The following is a 17,299-nucleotide window of genomic DNA, read 5'->3' on the forward strand; positions in this document are numbered from 1 at the left end:
TGAAGGGCATGTCCACCCCACTTCATTCTGTCCTGCTCGATGCGCTGGCCCAGCGCGTTGTCATCGGAGACGGGGCGATGGGCACCATGTTGCAGGCCGCGGATCTGTCGCTCGACGACTTCCGCGGTTTGGAGGGGTGCAACGAGATCCTCAACGAGTCTCGTCCCGATGTGATCCGTGGGATCCACCGGGCGTACTTCGAGGCCGGCGCCGACGTCGTCTCGACCAACACCTTCGGCTGCAACCTGCCCAATCTCGCCGACTACGACATCGCCGACCGTATCCGTGAGTTGTCCGAGCTCGGTACCCGTCTGGCCCGGGAGGTGGCCGACGAGATGGGTCCGGCTGCCGACGGTATGCCGCGGATGGTGATCGGTTCGATGGGTCCCGGCACGAAGCTGCCGACCCTCGGGCACGCGCCGTTCGCGGTGCTTCGCGACGCCTACGCCGAAGCGGCGCTGGGCATGCTCGACGCGGGCGCGGACGCGATCCTCGTGGAGACCTGCCAGGACCTGCTGCAGGCGAAGGCCGCGATCATCGGTAGCAAGCGTGCGATGGAGCAGGCGGGGCGGCGGGTGCCGATCGTCACGCACGTGACCGTGGAGACGACCGGCACGATGCTGCTCGGTTCGGAGATCGGCGCGGCCCTGACGGCGTTGGAGCCGCTCGGTATCGATCTGATCGGGTTGAACTGTGCGACCGGGCCGGCGGAGATGACCGAGCATCTGCGGTATCTGTCGCAGCATGCCCGCATCCCGGTGTCGGTGATGCCGAATGCGGGTCTGCCCGTGCTCGGCGCGAACGGCGCCGAGTATCCGTTGCAACCTGCCGAGCTCGCCGAGGCACTCGCCGGTTTCGTCACCGACTACGGGCTGTCCTTCGTGGGTGGTTGCTGCGGGACGACGCCCGAGCACATCCGGCAGGTCGCCGAGGCGGTGCGCGGCGTGCAGCCGGCGCCGCGTGCACCGCGCCCGGAGCCGGGGGTGTCGTCGCTGTACACCGCGGTGCCGTTCGAGCAGGACGCGTCGATCCTGATGATCGGTGAGCGCACGAACACGAACGGGTCGAAGGCGTTCCGGGAGGCGATGCTCGCCGGGGACTGGCAGAAGTGCCTGGACATCGCGAAGGATCAGATCCGCGACGGTGCGCACATGCTGGATCTGAACGTCGACTACGTCGGCCGGGACGGTGCGGCGGACATGGCGGAGCTGGCGTCGCGGTTCGCGACGTCGTCGACCCTGCCGATCATGATCGACTCGACGGAGCCGGAGGTGATCCGGGCGGGTCTCGAGCATCTCGGTGGCCGGTGCGCGGTGAACTCGGTGAACTACGAGGACGGTGACGGCCCGGGTTCGCGGTTCGAGCGGATCATGGAGCATGTCGTCGAGCACGGCGCTGCGGTGGTGGCGTTGACGATCGACGAGGAGGGGCAGGCGCGTACCGCCGCGCACAAGGTGCGGATCGCGGAGCGGTTGATCGCGGATCTGACCGGTCGGTGGGGGCTGGCGCCGCAGGACATCATCGTCGATGCGTTGACCTTCCCGATCTCGACGGGTCAGGAGGAGGTGCGGCGCGACGCGATCGAGACGATCGAGGCGATCCGGCAGATCCATGCGGCGCATCCGGAGGTGCACTTCACGCTGGGCATCTCGAATGTGTCGTTCGGGTTGAATCCGGCGGCGCGGCAGGTGCTCAACTCGGTGTTCCTGCACGAGTGCACGGAGGCCGGTCTGGACACGGCGATCGTGCACGCGTCGAAGATCCTGCCGATGGCGCGGATCCCGGAGGAGCAGCGGCAGGTCGCGCTGGATCTGGTGTACGACCGGCGGCGGGAGGGTTACGACCCGCTGCAGAAGTTGATGGAGTTGTTCGAGGGTGTGTCGGCGGCGTCGGCGCGGGAGTCGCGGGCACAGGAGCTGGCGGCGTTGCCGTTGTTCGAGCGTCTCGAGCGGCGCATCGTCGATGGCGAGCGCAACGGGCTCGAGGACGATCTGACCGAGGCGATGAGGACGACTCCGCCGTTGGCGATCATCAACGACACGTTGTTGTCGGGGATGAAGACGGTCGGTGAGCTGTTCGGGTCCGGGCAGATGCAGTTGCCGTTCGTGTTGCAGTCCGCCGAGGTGATGAAGACGGCGGTGGCCTTCCTGGAGCCGCACATGGAGTCCACCGGCGACGAGGGCAAGGGCCGGATCGTGCTGGCCACCGTCAAGGGCGATGTGCACGACATCGGCAAGAACCTGGTGGACATCATCTTGTCGAACAACGGGTACGAGGTGGTCAATCTCGGTATCAAGCAGCCGATCGCGACGATTCTCGATGCGGCGGTCGACAAGCGAGCCGATGTGATCGGCATGTCGGGGCTGTTGGTGAAGTCGACGGTGGTGATGAAGGAGAACCTCGAGGAGCTCAACGCCCGGGGGGTTGCGGAGCAGTTCCCGGTGCTGCTCGGTGGTGCGGCACTCACCCGCAGCTATGTCGAGAACGATCTGGCGGAGGTCTACGAGGGGAAGGTCTCGTATGCGCGGGATGCTTTCGAAGGTCTGGCGCTGATGGATCGGGTGATGGCCGAGAAGCGCGGGGAGGGTCCGGCACCGGACAGCCCGGAGGCGATCGAGGCCGCCCGCAAGGCCGCCGAGCGCAAGGAGAGGCACGAGCGCAGCAAGCGGATCGCGGAGAAGCGCAAGGCTGCAGAGACGCCGGCGGAGGTGCCCGCGCGCAGCGATGTGGCGTCGGATCTGCCGGTGCCGGCCCCGCCGTTCTGGGGGACGCGGGTGGTCAAGGGTATTCCGTTGGCCGATTATGCGGCGTTGATCGACGAGCGGGCGTTGTTCCTCGGGCAGTGGGGGCTGCGCGGGCAGCGTGGCGGTGACGGCCCGAGCTACGAGGAGCTCGTGGAGTCGGAGGGTCGGCCGCGGTTGCGGTACTGGCTGGACCGGTTGGCGACCGAGGGGATCCTGCAGCACGCGGCGGTGGTGTACGGCTATTTCCCGGCGGTGTCCGAGGGTGACGATGTGGTGGTGCTGACCGAGCCGCGGCCGGATGCGCCGGAGCGGTACCGGTTCACCTTCCCGCGGCAGCAGCGGTCGCGGTTCTTGTGCATCGCCGATTTCGTGCGGTCGCGGGAGGATGCGATCGCCTCGGGTCAGGTCGATGTGTGGCCGTTCCAGCTGGTGACGATGGGGCAGCCGATCGCGGATTTCGCGAACGAGTTGTTCGCCTCGGATTCGTATCGGGATTATCTCGAGGTGCACGGCATCGGGGTGCAGTTGACGGAGGCGTTGGCGGAGTACTGGCATCGCCGGGTGCGGCAGGAGCTGGCGTTCTCCGATGGGCACACGGCGGCGGACGAGGATCCGGAGGAGGTCGCCGAGTATTTCAAGCTCGCCTATCGCGGGGCCCGGTTCGCGTTCGGTTACGGGGCGTGCCCGAATCTGGAGGATCGGATCAAGCTGGTGGAGTTGCTCGAGCCGGAGCGGATCGGGGTGGAGTTGTCGGAGGAGTTGCAGTTGCATCCCGAGCAGTCCACCGATGCGTTCGTGCTGCACCACCCGGAGGCGAAGTATTTCAATGTCTGAGCGAGTTCAGGTGCCGGTGGCGGCACCGGCCGGGACGTTGCGTGCGGTGCTGTGGGACATGGACGGCACCTTGCTCGAGTCGGAACGGTTGTGGGACATCGGGATGCGGGAGTTGTCGCTGCATCTCGGGGGTCCGATGAGCGAGGAGACCCGGATCGCGACGATCGGGGGCCCGATGGATCTGGCGGTGCTGCGCACCTTCGCCGGTCTGGGGCTCGATCCCACCCCGGACGAGGCGGCGGCCGCGGCGGCATGGTTGACCGAGTACATGGGCCGGTTGTTCGCGCAGGGTCTGCCGTGGCGGCCGGGTGCGCGCGCTGCGCTGCGCACGGTGCGGCAGGCCGGTCTGGGTTCGGTGCTGGTGACCAACACCGAGCGGGCGTTGTGCGAGGTGGCGTTGGAGACCTTGGGCCGCGAGCATTTCGATCATTCGGTGTGCGGGGACGAGGTACCGGCCGGCAAACCGGATCCGGCGCCCTATCGGCGGGCGGCGCAGCTGCTCGGGCTCGATCCGGCGCAGTGTCTGGCGGTGGAGGATTCCCCGACCGGGGCGGCGGCCGCGGATGCGGCGGGGTGCACGGTGCTGGTGGTGCCGTCACTGGTGGAGGTGCCCGGTTCGCCGCGGCGGGTGTTCCGGTCGACCCTGGAGGGGTTGACCGCGGAGGATCTGCGCGAGCTGCACGGCTCGGGGGTGCGGTGAGGTGGCGGTCCCGAAGATCGTGCTGTTCTACAAGTTCACGCCGCTCGCCGATCCCGAGGCGATCCGGTTGTGGCAGCACACGCTGGCGTCGTCGCTGGGGTTGACGGGGCGGATCCTGATCTCCGAGCACGGCATCAACGGCACCGTCGGTGGTGACATCGCCGCGGTGAAGAAGTATGTGCGGGGACTGCGCGGCTATGCGGCGTTCAAGGACGTCGACGTCAAGTGGTCCGACGGCACCGGCGCCGATTTTCCGCGGTTGTCGGTGAAGGTGCGCCCGGAAATCGTCACCTTCGGGGTGCCCGAGGAGGTGAAGGTCGACGAGAACGGGATCGTCGACGGGGGGACGCATCTGTCGCCGCACGCGGTGCACGCGCTCGTCGCCGAGCGCGGCGAGGAGGTGGTCTTCTTCGACGGCCGCAACCGGTTCGAGGCGCAGATCGGCCGGTTCCGGAATGCGGTGGTGCCGGATGTGGCCACGACCCGCGATTTCGTCGCCGAACTCGACAGCGGCCGCTACGACCATCTCAAGTCCCGCCCGGTGGTGACCTACTGCACCGGTGGGGTGCGGTGCGAGGTGCTGTCGGCGCTGATGCGCCACCGCGGCTTCGAGGAGGTCTACCAGCTCGACGGGGGCATCGTGCGTTACGGCGAGACCTTCGGCGACGAGGGCCTGTGGGAGGGTTCGCTGTACGTCTTCGACGGGCGGATGAACGTCGAGTTCGGTGCCGAATCGGCGGTGATCGGGCGGTGCACCCTGTGCGGGACGCCGACCTCGCGGTACCGCAATCATCCGGATGTGCGGGGCCGGGAGCTGACCTTGGTGTGCGGGCGGTGTGTGCCGGATCCGGTGGAGGCCTGAGGGTGCGCGGTGCCCCGCTGCCGGTGCGCGACGGGCTCGGCCCGGACCGGATCCGGATGCCCGCCGACGTCACGGCCGGCACGATCGTCGAGTTCCTGCAGGCGGCGCATCCGGAGGAGGACTGGCTCGCCCGCCTGGCGGCGGGGGAGCTGGTCGACGAGCACGGGCGCCGGGTCGAGCCGCACACCCGCTGTCAGCCGACCCGGTTCGTGTACTTCTATCGGGAGCCGGCGCCGGAGGTGCCGGTGCCGTTCGCGGTGCGGGTGCTGCACCGCGAGGCGGGGCTGGTGGTGGTGGACAAGCCGCACTTCCTGGCGACCATCCCGCGCGGTGCGCACATCCGCGAGTCGGTGGTGGTGCGGTTGCGCCGCGAGCTCGAGCTGCCGGAGCTGGTGCCGGTGCATCGGCTCGACCGGATGACCGCCGGGGTGTTGCTGTGCACGACCGATCCGGCGTGGCGGCGCCCCTATCAGGAGTTGTTCGAGCGGCAGCAGGTCCGCAAGGTGTACGAGGCGGTCGCCGGTTATCGGCCGGAGCTGGAGTTCCCGCAGGTGGTGCGGTCGCGGATCGTCAAGCGGCACGGGGAGCTCACGGCGGTGCAGAGTTTCGACGAGCCGAATTCGGAGACGCGTGTCGAGCTGCTCGAGCGGCGCGGGGAGCGGGCGCGCTATCGGTTGTGTCCCCGCACCGGCCGCACCCATCAGTTGCGGTTGCATCTGGCGGGTTTGGGCGTTCCGATCGTGGGGGACAACTTCTATCCGCAGTTCCGGCCGCGCCGGGCGGGTGATTTCACCGATCCGTTGCGGTTGCTGGCGCGGTCGCTCGAGTTCACCGATCCGATCAGTGGGGTGGCGCGGCGCTTCGTCAGCGAGCGGGTGCTCGAGTTCTGAGGGTGGGTCGGTGTCCTGGATGCGGGCCCGGCGGTGGGGCATGAAACAATCGACCCCTGTGAAGACCTTCGATTCCCTGTTCGCCGAGCTGTCCGAGCGTGCCCAGACCCGCCCCGAGGGTTCCGGCACCGTCGCTGCCCTGGACGCCGGTGTGCATTTCCAGGGCAAGAAGGTACTCGAAGAGGCCGGCGAGGTGTGGATCGCCGCCGAGTACCAGTCCGACGAGGAACTGTCCGAGGAGATTTCGCAGCTGCTGTACTGGGTTCAGGTGCTGATGGTGGGGCGGGGTCTGAAGCTCGAGGACGTCTACAAGCATCTGTGACGGCCGCCGGCCCGCTGTGTGCGGTGCCGCCGGTCGTGCCCGTCGCTCCCTTCCTCGCTTCTGCTCGTTGTTCGAAAGGACCCCCTGCTCATGCTGCGCGTCGCAGTCCCCAACAAAGGTTCGCTGTCCGAGTCCGCCGCCGAGATCCTGCAGGAGGCCGGTTACCGGCGCCGCACGGATTCGCGGGATCTGACGGTCATCGATCCGGTCAACGACGTCGAGTTCTTCTTCCTGCGGCCGAAGGACATCGCGATCTATGTCGGCTCCGGTGAGCTGGATCTGGGGATCACCGGGCGGGACCTGGCGATGGATTCCGGGGCGCCGGTCGCCGAGCGGTTGGCGTTGGGTTTCGGGTCGTCGCGATTCCGGTATGCCGCCCCGAAGGGCCGGGACTGGACGGTCGAGGATCTTCAGGGCCTGCGGATCGCCACCTCGTACGCGAATCTGGTGCGCCGCGATCTCGAGGCCCGCGGCATCGAGGCGGAGGTGATCCGGCTCGACGGGGCGGTGGAGATCTCCATCCAGCTCGGGGTCGCGGACGCGATCGCCGATGTGGTCGGTTCGGGACGGACGTTGCGGCAGCACGATCTCGTCGCGTTCGGGGAGTCGCTGTGCGATTCGGAAGGGGTGCTGATCGAGCGGGAGGGTTCCGATCGTGGTGATCGGGCCCGCAACCAGCTGATCGCCCGGCTCGAGGGTGTGGTCTTCGCGCAGCAGTACGTGATGATCGACTACGACTGCCCCAAGCACCTGCTCGAGCAGGCCGTGCAGGTCACTCCCGGTCTGGAGTCGCCGACGATCTCGCCGCTGGCGAACGAGAATTCGGTGGCGGTGCGGGCGATGGTGCCGCGCAAGGGCCACAATGCGGTGATGGACCGGCTCGCCGAGATCGGCGCCCGCGCGATCCTCGCGTCGAACATCCGCTCGTGCCGGGCGATGCGCGCCCCCGAGTAGCCGCGCATCGGCCCGTCCGATCCCCGGCCCGTCCGATCCCCGGTCCGGTGCGGCTCCGCGGTCAGCGGGGCCGCACCTGCACGTTCTGGGTGATCCGGCCGAGAGCGCCGGTGTCGTCGTAGAGCAGTCCGGTGGTGGTGCCGACCCCGTCGGGGCCGACGGACATCTCGGCGGCGATCCCGATCCAGTCCTGGTCGCGGTAGGTGGGGGCGCGGAACAGGTGCACGGTCAGTTCGGTGTTGAGGAAGGTGTAGGCACGGGGGTCGAGTTTGGAACCGACCCCGTTGGCGACGTCGGCGACGCTCATCAACCGGTCCAGGCCGCTGGGGGTTTCCCCTTCGACGAGCGCGGTGTCGGTGCGCAGCCATGCCGAGGACAGGCCCGGTGCCCCGAAGGGCACGACGATGCGCCAGTCGAGGGTGTCGATGAAGCCGCCCTTCCACGACGGGTCGGGGTCGGTGGGGTGAAGGTCGGCTGCCCGCGGCAGCGGGGTCTCGGAGGTGCGGGCGATCTCGGGTAGGTCGACGATCTCGAGGCGCCAGCCGGTGCCGCGCGCGACCGCGCGGTGGGTGCCGTCGGGGGCGGTGGCCCACAGTTCGGCGACGACGAGTTCGATCTTGCGGCCGGGCCGTTCGATGCGGGTGCGGACTTCGAGGTCGGTGAGCGGTACGGGCCCGAGCAGGTCGACGGTCAGGCGGGTGAGCCGGGTGTCGGGGCGGGGCCGGTGGCGTTCGACGGCGCGGGCGAGCAACGCCGAGGGTGGGGCGCCGTGCTGCAGGTGCGGTCCCCAGGTGCTGACGGTGGACGCGGTGGGGCGGAAGACCTCGATCTCGGTGCCGTCGGGCACGGCGGGGGGCGCGGTATCGGGGACCGGCACGTAGTACGCGGCGTCGCTCACTCGGTGTTCTCCTGCTGCTCGATGCGGTGGGGCACACCCGGTGTCGAGGCGGCGGAGTCTTGCCGCCGGGGGCTACGGCGGGGGGTGCCGCCGAACGCCGGGCCCAGTGCCCGATGATCGCACCACCGGCAGTCCGGACCGTTGCCGGTGGGGGGTGTGGTCGCGGCCGGGCTCCCACCTGGCAGGCTGGAGTCCGGGTCGGGCACGGTGCCGGACCCGCGCGCCCGGTGGGGCGCGGGGCTGGAACGAAGGTGGACACGGCGATGGCAGTAGGCGGACTCGGGCGCAGCGGACCTTTCCAGGTCGGGGACCGGGTGCAGTTGACCGACGCCAAGGGCCGCAAGTACACCGTGGTGCTCGAGCCGGGCAAGGAGTTCCACACCCACCGCGGCGGGATCTTGCACGACGATCTGATCGGCACCGACGAGGGTGTGGTGGTGACCTCGACGAACGGCACCCCGTATCTGGCGTTGCGGCCGCTGCTGGTCGATTACGTGATGTCGATGCCGCGCGGCGCGCAGGTGATCTATCCGAAGGACGCCGCGCAGATCGTGCAGGAGGGTGACATCTTCCCGGGGGCGCGGGTGCTCGAGGCCGGCGCCGGATCCGGGGCGCTGACCTGTTCGCTGCTGCGGGCGGTGGGCCCGGGCGGGCAGGTGATCTCCTACGAGGTGCGCGAGGATCACCTCGAATACGCCGAGCGCAATGTCGACACCTTCTTCGGGGAGCGCCCGGCGAACTGGACGACGGTGCTGGGGGATCTGGCCGATTACGATCTCGACACGCACGGCCGGGTCGATCGGGTGGTGCTGGACATGCTGGCGCCGTGGGAGGTGCTCGACACCGTCAAGGCGGCGTTGGTGCCCGGCGGGGTGCTGATCGTGTATGTGGCGACGACGACGCAGCTGTCGCGGGTGGTGGAGGCGTTGCGGGAGCAGACCTGCTGGACCGAGCCGCGCTCGTGGGAGTCGATGGTGCGCGGGTGGCATGTGGTGGGGCTGGCGGTGCGGCCGGAGCACCGGATGCAGGGGCACACGGCGTTCCTGGTCAGTGCGCGCCGGTTGCAGGACGGGGTGGAAACCCCGAAGCCGCAGCGTCGGCCCAGCAAGGGCTGAGCCGACGCGGCTGCGGGCGGCGGATCATTCGCAGCTCAGCCGGCCCATGCTCAGGATCGAGCAGGCGCTGTCGTCGGCGATGACCCAGTTGCCGTCGATGTCCTCGAAGGTCAGCGGCATGGGGGCACCGCCGTGGGGGCCGGCGACCTCGGTGGTGGCGGTGACGGTGTCGGCGTCGACGGTGGTGATCTCCCCGACGGTGCCGGTCAGCGGGTAGCCGGCGAGCACCCCGGTGAACTGTTCGAGGACGGGGAGGCGGTCGGTGCCGTTCTCGACGACGGCGGCGCGTTCCTCGGTGGTGGCGGCCGGATCGAAGAAGATATCGACCTGGCTTTGCAGTTGTTCGACGGTCACCGCGGCGGGCGCCGCGACACCGCTGGTCGTGGTGGTGCTCGTGGGGGCGTCGGTCGTGGTGCCGGCGGTGGTGTCGGTGTCGTCGGAGCTGCAGCCGGTCAGGGCCGCGGCGGCGGCCAGCGCCGCGGCGACGCAGGTCACGCGGAGAGAACTCGTGGTCACGGAAGATGCCTTTCGCAGAGAACCGGGTCGACCCCGATATTAGGTAAGCCTGACATCGGATGGGGATGTCAGCTCCGGTGGCGCTGCCCACACGCGACACATGTTCGGAACACGACTGTTTCGTGTCCCCACCCACAGTGGGCGCTGTCCCGGTAGCGTGGAATGACCGACAGTGGAGGGAGTCGCTCATGAGCTCGTCAGAGAAGCCGGATGCGGTGGCAGCGGCACGCGAAATCGAAGAGTTGCGCGCAGAGGTGGCGGCTTTGCGTCGTCGGCTCGTCGAGCCGTCGGATCAGGTACGCGACCTCGAAGCACGCCTCGAGTCCCTCACGGTCCGCAACAGCAAACTGCTCGAGACCCTCAAGGATGCGCGGCAGCAGCTGATCACGCTGCGTGAGGAGGTCGATCGGCTCGCGCAACCCCCCAGCGGGTACGGGGTGCTGCTCGAGACGTTCGACGATCAGACCGTCGACGTGTTCACCTCGGGCCGCAAGATGCGGGTCGCGGTGTCCCCGAATCTCGAACTCGACACCTTCCGGCCCGGTCAGACCGTGCGGTTGAACGAGGCGTTGACCGTCGTGGAGATCGGCGGGTTCGAACGGGTCGGGGAGATCACCACCTTGCGGGAGGTGCTCGACGACGGCGCCCGCGCGCTGGTGGTCGGGCATGCCGACGAGGAACGCATCGTGTGGCTGGCGGCGCCGCTCGCCGCGGCCGCCGCGGACGCTCCGCTCGATCCGACCGCCGACGACGTCTCGTTCACGCTGCGCCCGGGTGATTCGCTGCTGGTCGACAGCAAGGCCGGCTATGCCTTCGAGCGGATCCCCAAGGCCGAGGTCGAGGATCTGGTACTCGAGGAGGTCCCGGACGTCGGCTACGGCGACATCGGTGGTCTGGGCCGGCAGATCGAGCAGATCCGCGACGCGGTGGAACTGCCCTTCCTGCACAAGGATCTGTTCCGCGAATACTCGCTGCGCCCACCGAAGGGGGTGCTGCTGTACGGTCCGCCCGGCTGCGGCAAGACGCTGATCGCCAAGGCGGTGGCGAACTCGCTGGCGAAGAAGATCGCCGAGGCCCGCGGCGACGATTCGAAGGAAGCGAAGTCGTTCTTCCTCAACATCAAGGGTCCCGAGCTGCTCAACAAGTTCGTCGGCGAAACCGAACGGCACATCCGGTTGATCTTCCAGCGGGCACGGGAGAAGGCCTCCGAAGGCACCCCGGTGATCGTGTTCTTCGACGAGATGGATTCGATCTTCCGGACCCGCGGGTCGGGGGTGTCCTCGGATGTGGAGACCACGGTGGTGCCGCAGTTGCTCGCCGAGATCGACGGGGTCGAAGGCCTCGAGAACGTCATCGTCATCGGTGCGTCGAACCGGGAGGACATGATCGACCCGGCGATCCTGCGGCCGGGCCGCCTCGACGTGAAGATCAAGATCGAACGTCCGGACGCGGAGGCCGCCCAGGACATCTTCTCGAAGTATCTGACCGAGACGCTGCCGGTGCACGCCGACGATCTCGCCGAGTTCGGCGGCGACCGGGCGGCCTGCGTGCGGGCGATGATCGAACGGGTCGTCGAGCGGATGTACGCCGAATCCGAGGACAACCGGTTCCTCGAGGTGACCTACGCCAACGGCGACAAGGAAGTGCTGTATTTCAAGGACTTCAACTCCGGGGCGATGATCCAGAACATCGTCGACCGCGCCAAGAAGTATGCGATCAAATCGGTGCTCGAGACCGGCGCGCCGGGCCTGCGGGTGCAGCATCTGCTCGATTCGATCGTCGACGAGTTCGCCGAGAACGAGGACCTGCCCAACACCACCAATCCGGACGACTGGGCCCGGATCTCGGGGAAGAAGGGCGAGCGGATCGTGTACATCCGCACCCTGGTCACCGGCAAGAACGCCAGCGCGAGCCGGGCGATCGACACCGAATCGAACACCGGCCAGTATCTGTAGCGGCCGCACCGACGAGACACGGACGACGACAGGATCGCGGCCGGGCACTGCCTTCGGGGGTGTCCGGCCGCGCTGTCGCCGGGGGAGGAAGGTCATGCCGCTGCCACGCGCACTGGCCCGATTCAACAAGGTGGCCACCAACCGGATCACCACCCCCTTCGCGCAGGTCTTGCCGGGCACCGCGGTGGTCGAGCATCGGGGCCGGCGTTCCGGGCGCGTCTTCCGCACCCCGGTGCTGTTGTTCACCGTCGACGACCGGTTGCGGATCGCGCTGACCTACGGCGCCGACACCGACTGGCTGCGCAATGTGTGCGCCGCCGGACAGGCGGTCGTGCACACCCGGGGCCGGGCGGTGCCGGTGACCGCGCCGGTTGTCGGGGACGATCCGCAGGCGAGCTGGGCGCCGATGCCGGTGCGGTGGGCGTTGCAGGCGATCGGCGCCACCGGCTATCTGGACTGCCGGGCCCGCCCCGCGGACAGCGGCCCGCAGCCCGGGCACTCGGGCGGTTGACGGCCGCGGACGGGCCGATCGCCTAGGCTCGAGGGCATGCAGCGGATCATCGGTATCGAGGTCGAGTACGGGATCTCCTCACCCAACGAACCATCGGCGAACCCGATCCTGACCTCCACGCAGGCGGTGCTGGCGTATGCGGCGGCCGAAGGGGTGCCGCGGGCCCGGCGCACCCGCTGGGACTACGAGGTCGAATCGCCCCTGCGCGACGCCCGCGGTTTCGATCTGGGCCGCGCGAGCGGACCGGCGCCGGTCATCGACGCCGACGAGGTCGGCGCCGCGAACATGATCCTCACCAACGGGGCGCGGCTGTACGTCGACCATGCGCACCCGGAGTACTCGGCCCCCGAGGTCGCCGATCCGCTGGACGCGGTGATCTGGGACAAGGCCGGCGAGCGGGTGATGGAGGCCGCGGCGCGGCACGCGTCGAGTGTGCCCGGCGCACCGCGGCTGCAGCTGTACAAGAACAACGTCGACGGCAAGGGCGCCTCCTACGGCACCCACGAGAACTATCTGATGGCGCGCGACACCCCGTTCTCGGCGGTGGTGGCGGGTCTGACGCCGTTCTTCGTGTCCCGGCAGGTCATCACCGGGTCGGGGCGGGTGGGGATCGGGCAGTCCGGTGACGAGCCGGGCTTCCAGTTGTCCCAACGCGCCGACTACATCGAGGTCGAGGTCGGTCTCGAGACCACCCTCAAGCGCGGCATCATCAACACCCGCGACGAGCCGCACGCCGACGCCGACAAGTACCGGCGGCTGCACGTGATCATCGGCGATGCGAATCTCGCGGAGATGTCCACCTATCTCAAGGTCGGGACCACGGCGCTGGTGCTCGATCTGATCGAGGCCGGCATCGACCTGTCCGACCTGCAGCTGGCCCGCCCGGTCACCGCGGTGCATCACATCAGCCACGATCCGAGCCTGCGCAAGACGGTGGCGTTGGTGGACGGGCGGGAGCTGACCGGGCTGGCCTTGCAGCGGATCTATCACGAGCGGGCCGCGAGGTTCCACGAGGGCACCGAGGACAAGCGGGTGCTCGACATCCTGGACAAGTGGGCGATGGTGCTCGATCTGCTCGAACGCGACCCGATGGAATGCGCCGACCTGCTGGACTGGCCGGCGAAGCTGCGGCTGCTCGAGGGTTTCCGCAACCGCGAGGGATTGTCCTGGTCGGCGCCGCGCCTGCACATGGTGGATCTGCAGTATTCGGATGTGCGGCTGGACAAGGGCCTGTACAACCGGCTGGTGGCGCGCGGGTCGATGCAGCGGCTGGTCTCCGAGCAGCAGGTGCTCGACGCGGTGCACACCCCGCCGTCGGACACCCGCGCCTATTTCCGCGGGGAGTGCCTGCGCCGCTTCGGTGCCGACATCGCGGCGGCGAGCTGGGATTCGGTGATCTTCGATCTGGGCCGGGAGTCGCTGGTGCGGATCCCGACCCTCGAGCCGCTGCGGGGCACCCGCGCGCACGTCGGGGAGCTGCTCGAGACGGCGCACTCGGCGGCCGAACTCGTCGATCAGCTCACCCACTGATCCCCGGCTGCGGAATCCCCACCGGTTGGTGGGCCGCGGTGGGGTGGGCGGGAAGCACGCGTGTCTCCACCGCCGGTGCGGTTCGCTGGGTAGGGTAGGGGTTCGAAGTAGCGGTGCCCGCACCGATCGTCGACCGGTGACGGTTCCGCGCCGAATACAGGAGGAGGTCGGCGGCTATGGCACAGGAGCAGACCACACGCGGTGGCGGCGGGGACGACGACGAGGTCGTCGGTGACGGCGGTGCCGGTCAGGAACGTCGCGAGAAGCTCGCCTCGGACACCGACGATCTTCTCGACGAGATCGACGACGTGCTCGAGGAGAACGCGGAGGACTTCGTGCGGGCATATGTGCAGAAAGGTGGCCAGTGACAGCCGAACGGTCCTCCCTTCCCTACCGCGAGGTGCAGCCGAGGCTGCACCTCGCGTCGCCCTTGTCGTCGTTCTCCGAACATCTGCGGGCGCACGCCCCGGAGATGCTGCCGGAGAACCGGTTCCGGTTCGAGCGAGGTGACCACGTGGAACTCGCCCCGCACGGCACCACGATCGTCGCGGTGACCTTCGACGGTGGGGTGCTGCTCGCCGGTGACCGGCGGGCGACGATGGGCAATCTGATCGCCTCCCGCGATGTCGACAAGGTGTTCATCACCGACAACTATTCGGCGGCGGGCATCGCGGGTACCGCGGGCCTGGCGATCGAACTGGTGCGGTTGTTCGCCGTCGAACTCGAGCACTACGAGAAGATCGAGGGTGTGCCGTTGACCTTCGACGGCAAGGCCAACCGGCTCTCGTCGATGGTGCGCGGCAATCTCGGGGCGGCGATGCAGGGTCTGGCCGTGGTGCCGCTGCTGGTCGGTTTCGATCTCGACGCCCCCGATGCGCGGCGCGCCGGCCGGATCGTCTCCTACGACGTCGTGGGCGGCCGCTACGAGGAACGCGCCGGGTATCACGCGGTCGGTTCCGGATCGTTGTTCGCCCGTTCGTCGCTCAAGAAGCTCTACCGCGCCGACGCCGACGAGCAGAGCGCGCTGCGCACCGCCGTCGAGGCGTTGTACGACGCGGCCGACGACGACACCGCCACCGGCGGCCCGGACACCACCCGGGGGATCTATCCGACGGCGGTGGTGATCACCGCGGCCGGTGCCGTGGCGGTCGCCGAGGAAGCCCTGTCCGAGCTGGCCCGCAGCATCGTGGCCGACCGCACCGCAGGAGATGGCCGGTGACTCTTCCGTACTATGCATCCGCCGAGCAGATCATGCGCGATCGCTCGGAGCTGGCCCGCAAGGGTATCGCCCGCGGCCGGTCGGTGATCGCGTTGACCTATCAGGACGGGGTGCTGCTCGTCGCGGAGAACCCGTCGAAGGCGCTGCACAAGATCAGCGAACTGTACGACCGGATCGGTTTCGCCGCGGTCGGCAAGTACAACGAGTTCGAGAATCTGCGGCGCGCCGGGATCATGCATGCCGACATGCGGGGCTATTCCTACGATCGGCGGGATGTGACCGGGCGGGCGCTGGCGAACGCCTACGCGCAGACCCTCGGCACGATCTTCACCGAGCAGCCCAAGCCGTACGAGGTGGAGATCTGCGTGGCCGAGGTCGGGCGCGCCGACACCGAGGACATCCCGCAGCTGTACCGCATCACCTACGACGGGTCGATCGTCGACGAGGAACAGTTCGTGGTGATGGGCGGCAACACCGACCCGATCGCCACCGCGCTGCGCTCGTCCTATCGGGCGGGCCTGCCGCTCGAGGAGGCGGTGGCCGTGGCGGTGGCCGCGTTGCAGCAGCCGGCGAGCACCGATGCGGGACCGCGGGTGCTCGGCCGCCGCGAACTCGAGGTGGCGGTGCTCGAGAAGCAGCGGCCGCGCCGCGCCTTCCGCCGCATCTCGGGGGCCGCACTCGAGGCGCTGTTGCCGGCCGTCGAAGCCGGTCAGCCGCCGACACCGGACGGCCCGGAGGCCGCCGCCCCGGAGTCCGGTTCCGGCTCGGAGACCGGCGGAGCGTCCGGCAGCCGATAGACCGTCACCGCCGCCGGCAGCACCCGGAAGACGAAGGTGGTGCCGTCGGCGGTGACCTCCCCGTCGGTGGCCAACGCCACCGGCTGCCCGGCGACCTGCACCGACAGGCTGCCGGTGTGCCGGTGCCGGTACACCGGGGATGCGCCGAGGGTGCCGGTCGCGGCGGCGGCGAGCAGCCGCACCCGCGAGAACGGCCGGTCGGCCCGCAGATACCGCACGTCGAGGCTGCCCGCGTCGAGATGCGAACGCGACATCGGGACCTGATCACCGGGGCTGTAGCGGCCGTTGCCGACGAACAGCAACCACACCGCGCGGCCGTCCCCGTCGATGCGCACCGGCATCGGGGTCGCGGTGCGCAACACCGCGATCATCGCCAGCCCGGCCGCCGGCCATTTCCCGATCCGCGGTTCCCAGCGTTGCCGCAACCGCACCGTGTCCGGATAGCCGCCCAGGCTCGCGGTGTTGACGAAATACCGCACCGTGCGGCCGGTGGGCCCGCTCACCGTCACCTGCCCGACACCGACGGCGACGGCGTGCCCGGTCTGCACCGCCCGCGCGGTCTCGTCCAGGTCGAGCACCCCGAGATCGTGCGCGAAGTGGTTGAGGGTGCCGCCGGGGAAGACCGCCACCGGCAACCGGGCGTCGAGGGCGGCGGCGACCACCGCGGCGACGGTGCCGTCGCCGCCGCACACCCCCAGGGCGCGGGGCCGGTGGGCGGCGATCAGCGCCGGCAGTTGCGTCGACGGGTCCTGCCCGAGATCGAGGTCGACGCGCAGCGCGGCGGGCAGGGCCGGGACGAGCAGGTCGGCCACGGCGCTGCTGCCGGCAGCGGGATTGACGATCAGCAGCAGACCGGCGCCGCCGGGCAGGGCGGGGGCGGTGCTCGTCGTCTGCACCGCGGCCGGTTCGCGGCTGCGCACCGCCCACCAGCGGCGGGTGGACCAGGCGACGGCCGCGCCGACCGCGGCGCCGACGACGACATCACCGGGCCAGTGCACCCCGGTGTGCACCCGCGAGTAGGCCACCGCCACCGCCAGCGGCGCCAGGGCCGCGCCGGCGGCGGGAGATTCGAGGGCGACGCCGGTGACGAACGCCGCCGCCGAGGCGGCATGCCCGGACGGGAACGACGACGAGCGGGGGATCGGCACCCGGCGGCGCAGGAACTTCGGGTCGGTGCGGGCCGGGGGCCGGCGCCGCGGCAGCAGGGGTTTGAGAACGCCGTTGGCCAGGGCGCTGGCCCCGGCGACCGACAACAGTCCGCGGACGGCGCCGCGGCGGGCGCGGCCACCGGCGGCGGCGCACACCGCCGCGCAACCGCACCACAGCACACTGTGGTTCGCGGCGCGCCCGAGCTCACGCAGCAGCGGATCGGCCAGGGAGGGGCGCAGCGCGCCGGTGTAGTCGAACAGCGCCCGGTCGGCGGTGCGGTAACGCTCACGCAGGATCACACCT

At 69.5% G+C, this 17,299-nt stretch carries 16 protein-coding genes; 13 read left to right on the plus strand and 3 right to left on the minus strand.

All coding sequences use genetic code 11. The features are described from left to right. Positions 1-8 precede the first annotated feature (8 nt). The 6 genes from metH (at position 9) to hisG (ending at position 7,306) form a co-directional block, all read left to right on the plus strand. The gene (metH, locus tag MOM01_RS17985; protein ID WP_241386808.1) at positions 9-3,578 is read left to right on the plus strand and encodes a methionine synthase; all 3,570 of its coding nucleotides are present in this window, start codon (positions 9-11) and stop codon (positions 3,576-3,578) included. Next, on the plus strand, positions 3,571-4,278 hold the full coding sequence (locus tag MOM01_RS17990) for an HAD family hydrolase (protein ID WP_241386809.1): 708 nt from the start codon (positions 3,571-3,573) through the stop codon (positions 4,276-4,278). Before metH ends, MOM01_RS17990 begins: the two co-directional genes overlap by 8 nt. A 1-nt stretch (position 4,279) precedes the next feature. Continuing rightward, positions 4,280-5,140 carry an oxygen-dependent tRNA uridine(34) hydroxylase TrhO gene (gene trhO, locus MOM01_RS17995; RefSeq protein ID WP_241386810.1) on the plus strand — a complete coding sequence of 287 codons (861 nt, stop codon included), beginning with the start codon at positions 4,280-4,282 and terminating at the stop codon, positions 5,138-5,140. A gap of 2 nt (positions 5,141-5,142) precedes the next feature. Further along, entirely contained in the window at positions 5,143-6,030 is an 888-nt protein-coding gene (locus MOM01_RS18000; protein WP_241386811.1) for a pseudouridine synthase, read from the plus strand. 40 nt (positions 6,031-6,070) lie between these two features. Beyond that, a complete protein-coding gene (locus tag MOM01_RS18005; RefSeq protein WP_241386812.1) occupies positions 6,071-6,352 on the plus strand; it encodes a phosphoribosyl-ATP diphosphatase in 282 nt (93 codons plus the stop codon). Positions 6,353-6,442: 90 nt separating this feature from the next. Beyond that, complete coding sequence (hisG, locus tag MOM01_RS18010) at positions 6,443-7,306, plus strand: ATP phosphoribosyltransferase (protein ID WP_241386813.1); 864 nt, start codon at positions 6,443-6,445, stop codon at positions 7,304-7,306. 61 nt (positions 7,307-7,367) lie between these two features. Here hisG and MOM01_RS18015 read toward each other — a convergent pair whose 3' ends face one another. Continuing rightward, positions 7,368-8,204 (minus strand): thioesterase family protein, encoded by an 837-nt coding sequence (locus MOM01_RS18015; protein ID WP_241386814.1) that lies wholly within the window; start codon positions 8,202-8,204, stop codon positions 7,368-7,370. A 263-nt stretch (positions 8,205-8,467) separates the two neighbouring features. On the opposite strand from MOM01_RS18015, the gene MOM01_RS18020 reads away from it, so the two are divergent. Then, positions 8,468-9,319 carry a tRNA (adenine-N1)-methyltransferase gene (locus tag MOM01_RS18020; protein ID WP_241386815.1) on the plus strand — a complete coding sequence of 284 codons (852 nt, stop codon included), beginning with the start codon at positions 8,468-8,470 and terminating at the stop codon, positions 9,317-9,319. Positions 9,320-9,343: 24 nt separating this feature from the next. On the opposite strand, the gene MOM01_RS18025 is transcribed toward MOM01_RS18020, so the two are convergent. Then, positions 9,344-9,835: a nuclear transport factor 2 family protein gene (locus MOM01_RS18025; RefSeq protein ID WP_241386816.1), complete on the minus strand. Its 492-nt coding sequence runs from the start codon at positions 9,833-9,835 to the stop codon at positions 9,344-9,346. Positions 9,836-10,023: 188 nt separating this feature from the next. Here MOM01_RS18025 and arc point away from each other — a divergent pair, with 188 nt between their 5' ends. From arc to prcA, 6 genes are all read left to right on the plus strand, one after another. After that, a complete protein-coding gene (gene arc / locus MOM01_RS18030) occupies positions 10,024-11,790 on the plus strand; it encodes a proteasome ATPase (protein WP_241386817.1) in 1,767 nt (588 codons plus the stop codon). A gap of 94 nt (positions 11,791-11,884) precedes the next feature. Beyond that, positions 11,885-12,301, plus strand: a complete 417-nt coding sequence (locus MOM01_RS18035) for a nitroreductase family deazaflavin-dependent oxidoreductase (RefSeq protein WP_241386818.1) — start codon at positions 11,885-11,887, stop codon at positions 12,299-12,301. A 36-nt stretch (positions 12,302-12,337) separates the two neighbouring features. After that, the gene (dop, locus tag MOM01_RS18040; protein ID WP_241386819.1) at positions 12,338-13,831 is read left to right on the plus strand and encodes a depupylase/deamidase Dop; all 1,494 of its coding nucleotides are present in this window, start codon (positions 12,338-12,340) and stop codon (positions 13,829-13,831) included. 176 nt (positions 13,832-14,007) lie between these two features. Beyond that, positions 14,008-14,199: a ubiquitin-like protein Pup gene (locus MOM01_RS18045; protein ID WP_006552173.1), complete on the plus strand. Its 192-nt coding sequence runs from the start codon at positions 14,008-14,010 to the stop codon at positions 14,197-14,199. After that, positions 14,196-15,050: a proteasome subunit beta gene (gene prcB / locus MOM01_RS18050; protein WP_374112324.1), complete on the plus strand. Its 855-nt coding sequence runs from the start codon at positions 14,196-14,198 to the stop codon at positions 15,048-15,050. The genes MOM01_RS18045 and prcB overlap by 4 nt, the downstream gene beginning before the upstream one ends. Beyond that, positions 15,047-15,847, plus strand: a complete 801-nt coding sequence (prcA, locus tag MOM01_RS18055) for a proteasome subunit alpha (protein ID WP_241386820.1) — start codon at positions 15,047-15,049, stop codon at positions 15,845-15,847. Before prcB ends, prcA begins: the two co-directional genes overlap by 4 nt. Here the strand turns inward: prcA and MOM01_RS18060 are convergent. Next, positions 15,760-17,295 (minus strand): phosphatase PAP2 family protein, encoded by a 1,536-nt coding sequence (locus MOM01_RS18060; protein ID WP_241386821.1) that lies wholly within the window; start codon positions 17,293-17,295, stop codon positions 15,760-15,762. The genes prcA and MOM01_RS18060 overlap by 88 nt on opposite strands. Between the last annotated feature and the right edge of the window lie 4 nt (positions 17,296-17,299).

This window comes from Rhodococcus sp. CH91, assembly GCF_022554085.1.
Lineage (GTDB): Bacteria > Actinomycetota > Actinomycetes > Mycobacteriales > Mycobacteriaceae > Rhodococcus.

What these genes read in the sequence shown, in the direction of transcription:
- metH (WP_241386808.1), top strand. Translation starts at nt 9, where the DNA reads ATGTCCACCCCACTTCATTCTGTCCTGCTCGATGCGCTGGCCCAGCGC.
- MOM01_RS17990 (WP_241386809.1), top strand. Translation starts at nt 3,571, where the DNA reads ATGTCTGAGCGAGTTCAGGTGCCGGTGGCGGCACCGGCCGGGACGTTG.
- MOM01_RS18005 (WP_241386812.1), top strand. Translation starts at nt 6,071, where the DNA reads ATGAAACAATCGACCCCTGTGAAGACCTTCGATTCCCTGTTCGCCGAG.
- hisG (WP_241386813.1), top strand. Translation starts at nt 6,443, where the DNA reads ATGCTGCGCGTCGCAGTCCCCAACAAAGGTTCGCTGTCCGAGTCCGCC.
- MOM01_RS18020 (WP_241386815.1), top strand. Translation starts at nt 8,468, where the DNA reads ATGGCAGTAGGCGGACTCGGGCGCAGCGGACCTTTCCAGGTCGGGGAC.
- arc (WP_241386817.1), top strand. Translation starts at nt 10,024, where the DNA reads ATGAGCTCGTCAGAGAAGCCGGATGCGGTGGCAGCGGCACGCGAAATC.
- MOM01_RS18035 (WP_241386818.1), top strand. Translation starts at nt 11,885, where the DNA reads ATGCCGCTGCCACGCGCACTGGCCCGATTCAACAAGGTGGCCACCAAC.
- dop (WP_241386819.1), top strand. Translation starts at nt 12,338, where the DNA reads ATGCAGCGGATCATCGGTATCGAGGTCGAGTACGGGATCTCCTCACCC.
- MOM01_RS18045 (WP_006552173.1), top strand. Translation starts at nt 14,008, where the DNA reads ATGGCACAGGAGCAGACCACACGCGGTGGCGGCGGGGACGACGACGAG.